The 5,169-nt window shown below is 66.0% G+C and carries 6 protein-coding genes and 1 pseudogene; all 7 read right to left on the reverse strand.

Going from position 1 to position 5,169, the window contains the following annotated elements:
- Positions 1 to 296: 296 nt before the first annotated feature.
- Positions 297 to 1,241, reverse strand: coding sequence for a CRISPR-associated endonuclease Cas1 (cas1, locus tag WKI94_RS11430; RefSeq protein ID WP_337845855.1), 945 nt, complete (start codon positions 1,239 to 1,241; stop codon positions 297 to 299).
- The gene (locus WKI94_RS11435) at positions 1,241 to 2,443 is read right to left on the reverse strand and encodes a TIGR02710 family CRISPR-associated CARF protein (RefSeq protein WP_337845856.1); all 1,203 of its coding nucleotides are present in this window, start codon (positions 2,441 to 2,443) and stop codon (positions 1,241 to 1,243) included. The genes cas1 and WKI94_RS11435 overlap by 1 nt, the downstream gene beginning before the upstream one ends.
- Positions 2,444 to 2,467: 24 nt before the next feature.
- Positions 2,468 to 2,968: a hypothetical protein gene (locus tag WKI94_RS11440; RefSeq protein WP_337845857.1), complete on the reverse strand. Its 501-nt coding sequence runs from the start codon at positions 2,966 to 2,968 to the stop codon at positions 2,468 to 2,470.
- Entirely contained in the window at positions 2,965 to 3,693 is a 729-nt protein-coding gene (locus tag WKI94_RS11445; protein ID WP_337845858.1) for a hypothetical protein, read from the reverse strand. The genes WKI94_RS11440 and WKI94_RS11445 overlap by 4 nt, the downstream gene beginning before the upstream one ends.
- Positions 3,659 to 4,594, reverse strand: a complete 936-nt coding sequence (locus WKI94_RS11450) for a hypothetical protein (RefSeq protein ID WP_337845859.1) — start codon at positions 4,592 to 4,594, stop codon at positions 3,659 to 3,661. Before WKI94_RS11450 ends, WKI94_RS11445 begins: the two co-directional genes overlap by 35 nt.
- Before the next feature lie 4 nt (positions 4,595 to 4,598).
- Positions 4,599 to 5,015, reverse strand: a complete 417-nt coding sequence (locus tag WKI94_RS11455; RefSeq protein WP_337845860.1) for a hypothetical protein — start codon at positions 5,013 to 5,015, stop codon at positions 4,599 to 4,601.
- A 34-nt stretch (positions 5,016 to 5,049) separates the two neighbouring features.
- A pseudogene (locus WKI94_RS11460) lies at positions 5,050 to 5,169 on the reverse strand (IS256 family transposase); the annotation flags it as partial.

The following is a 5,169-nucleotide window of genomic DNA, read 5'->3' on the forward strand; positions in this document are numbered from 1 at the left end:
GGGGGTTTTGTGAGAAAGATGAAGATTGGAATATACACAAGCCGTATAAGGCCATTTTTTGGGGATTTGGCCCCATGCTTAACGTACTGCAGGAGGGGCGATGAGAGGTAAAAAGCGCATATTCGCGTGCCAGATGAGGTTAAGTTGTCAAGATCCCCTGCCGGAACCCCGGCTTTGGGGGCATGTTACCAGGGTTGGACCCGGTATGTCAAGGGTCGGTAGATGGCCTTCTGAATGGGGCTCTCAGATTTTTTGGAAAAAACATTTCTGCAGCATAAGTCTGGAAGGTAAAACTTTTACTTACGCAAGTAAAAAGGAGTGTATGTTCCCCTCTCCAGCAGGGCCCCCTTCAGGCGGTCTGCCTGTACCTGGATGAGCTCGGCGTAAGGCTTGCGGAAGCCCAAGGGGTGGGTAGCCTCGGTGGCCAGGCGGTTCTCAAAAAGGGCGATGAGGCGCCTGCGGCCTTCCTCGTTTAGGTAGATGCCCCCTTCCCGGGCCTCGGCGTGCCCGGGGGAAAGCTGGCCCCGGCGGAAGGCGGAAAGGACCATTTGGTCCACCACCGGCACCCGAAACTCCTCCATGAGGTCTAGGGCCAGGGCGGGCTGTCTGCGGGCTACGGCGTGGAGGAAGCCGAGTTCAGGGTGGAGCCCCGCTACCCGTACCGCCACCAGGACCCGGCTAAGGAGGAGGGCGTACCCATAGGAAAGGGCGGCGTTCACGGGGTCTTTCGGCGGGCGGCGGGTACGGCCTTTCATGCCGTAAGGTCCGAGAAGGGTTTCCAGGGCGAAGAAGTAGAGGCGGCTTGCCAGCCCTTCCAGGCCCCGCAGGCGTTCCAGGTCGGGGATCGTTTCCAGCTCCTTCAGAGCCTCGAGGATGCCCTTCCCGGGGAGGTCGTAGCGTAAAAGGAGGCTTTCCATGGAAAGGAGTTTCCCTTGCAGAAAGGCCCGGGCCAGGGGTAGGGGAGGGGTTTGGAGCTGGGCCCTCAGGACCTCAGGGGCCGGGTCGGGGTGGGCGCCGGCGGAGCCGTGGAGGGCTCCTTCCAGGGAAAAAAAGTGCAGGGTGGCCCCCTGCCTCAGGAGGAAGGTGAGGGCAGGGGTGGAAAGCCGCACGTTGCCGAAAAGGGCCACCCCCTGCACCTGCCGGGCGGGGAAGCTGGCGATGGGGCCCGCCTCTCCTTCCAAGATGAGCCGACCCCTCTTGAGGCGTAGGGTTCCCCCCTGGTGGGCCAGGTAGAGGTGCATCAGAAGGCGGGCCAGATGGGGTGGGGCCTTAGGCGCTCGTCCAGGCCCTGGAGGAAGTCCAGAAGCTTTCGGTAGTCCTCCTCCTCCACGGGGCGGGTGCCGTGGGCCAGGATGCTCTCGTGGCGCTTTTGCAGGAGGGCTTGGAGGCGCCCCTTTTCCCCAAAGAGCCTTTGGGCCAGGGTGCCCCTCTCCTCAAAGCTCAGGTCCAGGTCAAAGGCGGTTTCCAGGAGGTCCATGAGCCCCCGGGGGCGGAGGATGCGCTCCCGTAGGCTTTCGGGAAAGCTCGGGGGCCAGGTCTTGGGGTCTTTGAGGTGGAAGCCTAGTCGGGCGAAGACGTCGGCTTCCACCGCAAGCTCCAGGGCGCGGTAGAGGCGGGCCAGGGCGTCGTCAAACCGCCCCAGGCGGGCCCGACGCTCGGCGTTGGCCAGGAGGTCCTGGAGGAGGGGGAAGGTGGGCCCTTGGGCGCCCACGATGGCCTCGAGGTGGGGGAAGGCCTCCTCCAAGGTCCTTAGGACCCGCACCTTGGACCCGTGTCCCCAGGCCTCGGCCACCGCCAGGGCCACAGGGAGGTGGGCCCTGAGCCTCTCCAGGGCCTCCCGGTGCCGGAAGCGGTCCCAGAGGTAAAGGCCTTCCGTGACCCCGTGGAGGGCGGTGTAGAAGCGCCTTTCCGAGGGGGAAAGCTCCCGGGAGAGGAGGGCCTGGAGGTGCTGCAGGGCCCCCGGAAGGTTCAGGGCGTTGAAGCTCCGCACGAAGCCCTCCCACTCCCTTAGGCCGAAGCGGGCCGTGGGGTCTTCCAGAAGCCGCACCGCCTCCTTCCCGGGGAGGACCCGGCCTGTCTCCGGGTCCCGCGCCTCCCCCCCCACGTAGCTGAAGACCACCCCCCGGCCGGTGAGGGCCAGGACCAACCCCGCGGCCATGGGCTTGGTCCCCCCGGTGAGGTCGGCCACGATGGCCTGGGCCTCCCATTCCAGGGCCTTCTTCAGGGCCTCCTGGGCCTTGCGGTGGGCCTCGAGGAGGCTCTCCTCGTCCTCCAGGAGGAGGGTGTGGTGGCGGAAGCTCCCCCCGTAGTCCCGCACCAGCTCCGCGGCCACGGGGTGGGTTTGTTGGCTGGCTAGGAAGACCACCCCGTCCGGGGTGTGGTGGGCCAGGGCGGCCTCGAGGGGGGCCCGGGTGGTGCCCACGGTGAGGATGAGGACCTTCATGGCCCCATTATGGCTGGGGCCAACCTACCAGAGGCGGCGTTGGGGAAGGAGGAGCGCCCTTAGGCGGAAGCGCCGTTTGGGGATGGGTGTGGGGGCTTTCCCAGGGGGTCGGGTGAAGGGGGCACGGGCGTAGGCCGGGGCGATGGGCTCGGGTTCAGGGGCAGGTGGGGGTGGGGCCTGCTTCAGGAAGGCGTAGCGCGCCTCTGCTTCCTCCCGCCCGTAGAAGCCCTTAAGCTCCAGGTGCCGGAGGAGGCGAGCGAGGAGGAGAGGGCCTTCCTTCAGGGTCCAAAGGGGCACCTCCGCCCGCCCGTGGATGACCCGGTTGCGGGCCTCGAGGAGCCGGTAAAGCCCTTCCTCCACCTGGGGTTCCCTCATGCCCTGGAGGAAGTCCTGGACAGGCTCGGAGTTGAGTTTCTGGCCCAAGGTCCCGTCCTTAGGGGCCCCAGCCCGCTCCAGGGCCTCCTCCAAAAGCTGGACCAGGCGTATGAAGTCGCCTAGGGGGTCGCCGGTGCGCTGCCAGATCATAGGAAAGGACAGGTGCGAGGGCTCACGCCGTAGCCCACCAGCTTGCCGCCGGAGGCCGTTATGAGCTCTTCCCAAAAGAGGCGGATGCTTCCCGTGAGGCGGGAGTTGGCGTTTTGGTCGTTGCCTGCAGTGAGCCCGGCGAAGCAGACCTCCTGGTCCCTGAGGCTGGGTAGCCCCAGCCTTCCCATCACCTTTTCCAGAAGGCTAGCCCTAACCTCTGGCCGCTCCAGCCTGAGGCGGTAATCGTAGAGGTTCATGAGCTCCGATTGCTCAAATCCGTGGGCCAGGACCAGGATACGTCCCGGTCCCCTGGCCCGCTCCCCTGCAGCCTTTAGGGCCCCGATGATCTCCGTACCCCGGCGGCACTCCGCCGCCGCTTGGGCTCGGAGCCGGTCAAAGGCGGCCAGGGCCTCCTTCTTGAGCTCCTGTAGCCTCTTCTCCACGGCGAAGCGGTTGGACTGCATGGGGTCCGGGGTCTCCAGGACGCGCACGGGGGCAGTGTAGGCCCGGCCGGTGATGGCCGCCAGAATGAGCTTGACGCGGACGTTGAGGAGCCTTTCGCCGAGGAGGCTGGGAAAGACCTCCTGGTCCAGCATCCTTCGGTAGGTGGCCTGGACCCCCCGCGGAGCACTGCACCCCAGGGCCACCAGAATCTGGTAGGTCTCCGCCTTGCTTTGGAAAAGGGGCAGGTTAAGGAGCAGGCCGGAAAGGATCAGGGCCTTCACGGTTCACCTCGTCCTCCAAGGCCAGGGGCCTGAGGGGGGGCGCCTCCAAGGGAGGGGTGTAGCCCACGAACTCCGGTGCAGGGTCCCACTGGGGCCAGGCCCGGGCGAAGCCCCGCCAGTAGGCGGCCACCTCCTCCCGGTAGTGGGCGTGGAGGAAGGCCATCTGGCGCTCGGTGCGGTGCTGGAGGGCCTGAAGGCGGCGCTTCAGGAGGCGTTCCCGGCGTAGGAGGTCGTGGTAGCGGCGTAGGAGGGTTTCATGCTCCGTGGGGCTTTTGTAGCCCAGGACGAAGGTGAAGGCCACCAGGGCAATGCCCAGGATGAGGAGCACGGGCAGGGCGTACTGGGTGGGTAGGCTGAGATGGAGGATTTCCACTTGTTGAGCGGTGAAGGCCGCCCGCAGGAAGGCGAAGCCCCCTGCCAGGAATAGGGGGATCAGGAGGAGGGGCACTGCCAGGACCAGGTTTTGCTTGCGGAACTGGTTGCCCGCCTCGTGCCCCATCCAGAACATGGCCACCGTGGCCACGAAGGCCACCACCCAGGCCTCGGCCTGGGTCAGGCCCAAGGCGTCCATGGCCAGCTTGTTGTAGGTCATCTCTGCCCAGAAGACCAGAAGGAGGAGGGCCGAACGCCCGGCCCAGGCCCCGATGTGGGCGAAGGCCTCCGGGGTGGGTTCCATGCCCCCCACCACCCTCTCCAGAGTCTGACGGCTGTGCTGCACCCTTTCCAGCTGGGCTTCCAGGCGCTCCCTCCGCCGCTCGTACCGGTGCTTGATGGTCTCCAGGGTCCGGGCAAAGCGCTCTTTGAGCTCGTTGGGGAAGGGGTTGGGGGTGAGGTAGGCCAGGGAAGCGTGCTTCCGGGAAAGCCCTTTGCCTTCCCGCTTGCCAATCCAGTAGGCGCGCATGTTCCTAAAGGTTAGCCACGGGTTCACCGTCCACCTCCAGGGGCCAGAGTTCCTTAAGCCGGGCCTCCCTGGCTCCCAGTCTAGCGCCTCTGCCCCGGGCCTCCAGATAGAGTCGGGTGCGTCGTTCGGAGAGCTTTTCCGAAATGGCCTTGAGTTCTGCCTCCACCTGGGCGATGCGAAGCCGTTCCCGTTCCAGGGCCGGGGCCAGGACGGGAGGGGGGTATCGCCCCTCCTGGGCCAGGGCCTCCAGGTGGGCCAGGGTCTTGCGGAACTCCTCCAAGCCTTTCTCCAGGGCCTGGCGGCGGGGGAGGAGCCTGGCCTCGAGGCGCTGGAGCTTGGCCTCTACCTGGGCCTTGAGGAGGAGGAGCCGCCTTTCTAGCTCGGCCTCCTCGAGGGGCTTCCTTTCAGCGAACGGCCACATACAGCTTTGGATTTTAGCAGAGGTAGGGGTCGTGTCAAGATTTATGTGTAAGCGTCTGTGTACGGGGGGCATACCTTTCCCGAAGCATCCCTTCCAACACCTCCTGCACCTCGGCAAAACCCTTCAACCTCCGCTCCGCCCACCTCCCTTCCTG

Source organism: Thermus sp. (assembly GCF_037444525.1).
Lineage (GTDB): Bacteria > Deinococcota > Deinococci > Deinococcales > Thermaceae > Thermus.

Bases quoted from the DNA above. Each gene is read 5' to 3' on its own strand.
- cas1 (WP_337845855.1), bottom strand. From the start codon at position 1,241: ATGCACCTCTACCTGGCCCACCAGGGGGGAACCCTACGCCTCAAGAGG.
- WKI94_RS11435 (WP_337845856.1), bottom strand. From the start codon at position 2,443: ATGAAGGTCCTCATCCTCACCGTGGGCACCACCCGGGCCCCCCTCGAG.
- WKI94_RS11440 (WP_337845857.1), bottom strand. From the start codon at position 2,968: ATGATCTGGCAGCGCACCGGCGACCCCCTAGGCGACTTCATACGCCTG.
- WKI94_RS11450 (WP_337845859.1), bottom strand. From the start codon at position 4,594: ATGCGCGCCTACTGGATTGGCAAGCGGGAAGGCAAAGGGCTTTCCCGG.
- WKI94_RS11455 (WP_337845860.1), bottom strand. From the start codon at position 5,015: ATGTGGCCGTTCGCTGAAAGGAAGCCCCTCGAGGAGGCCGAGCTAGAA.